At 66.2% G+C, this 317-nt stretch carries 1 protein-coding gene; it reads right to left on the minus strand.

Annotated elements, in window-relative coordinates; genetic code table 11:
- Window positions 1-308, minus strand: a 308-nt coding sequence (locus tag EN852_RS38085) for an SDR family NAD(P)-dependent oxidoreductase (RefSeq protein ID WP_135879852.1), incomplete at its 3' end; no start/stop codon positions are given.
- Window positions 309-317: the final 9 nt, after the last annotated feature.

Consider the following 317-nt stretch of genomic DNA (forward strand, 5'->3'; position numbering starts at 1 on the left):
GCCCGGTCGAGCTCGCGGAAATCGCGCAGCGGCGGACCGCCATTGTTGTTGACCAGGATGTCCGGATCGGGGCAAGCGGCAAGGATCGCCTTCTGCACGTCCGGCTTCGACACGTCGCCGGGAACCTCGATCACCTTGACCCCGAACCGGTCGCGGATCTCCTTGGCGGTCCTGGCCACCAGCTCGGCGTTGCGGCCGTTGACAACGAGATCGACGCCGGCTTCGGCCAGCGCCATGGCGCAGCCGCGCCCTAGTCCCTTGCTCGAGGCGCAGACGATGGCCTTCTTGCCGCGAATGCCGAGATCCATGGTGATTTT

The sequence above is a fragment of the Mesorhizobium sp. M2E.F.Ca.ET.209.01.1.1 genome (assembly GCF_004010375.2).
Lineage (GTDB): Bacteria > Pseudomonadota > Alphaproteobacteria > Rhizobiales > Rhizobiaceae > Mesorhizobium.